This window comes from Hufsiella ginkgonis (assembly GCF_009834915.1).
GTDB lineage: Bacteria > Bacteroidota > Bacteroidia > Sphingobacteriales > Sphingobacteriaceae > Hufsiella > Hufsiella ginkgonis.
This window is the reverse complement of record NZ_WVHS01000023.1, coordinates 1-229: the sequence shown is the minus strand read 5'-3', so window position 1 is coordinate 229 and position 229 is coordinate 1. Positions and strand designations below refer to the sequence as shown.

Annotated in this window: 1 protein-coding gene; it reads left to right on the top strand. The window is 54.6% G+C overall.

Annotated features, from left to right (window positions below; translation table 11 throughout):
* Positions 1-229, top strand: a 229-nt coding sequence (locus GS398_RS22175; protein ID WP_160909028.1) for an MBG domain-containing protein, incomplete at both ends; no start/stop codon positions are given.

Below are 229 nucleotides of genomic sequence, written 5' to 3'. Positions count from 1 at the left end.
GAGCCAAAAGCCATCACCGTAACGGCTGAAGCGAAGACCAAGGTATATGGCACGGCGGATCCCGCGCTTACTTACCTGGTTACCGGCCTGGTTGGCAACGACAAGATTACCAGCGATCCGCGCCGTGACGCAGGTGAAAATGCAGGCACTTACCCCATTAAACAGGGAGATCTTACGGCAGGGCCTAACTACGTGATCACCTTCGTACCTGCCGATTTTAACATCACCC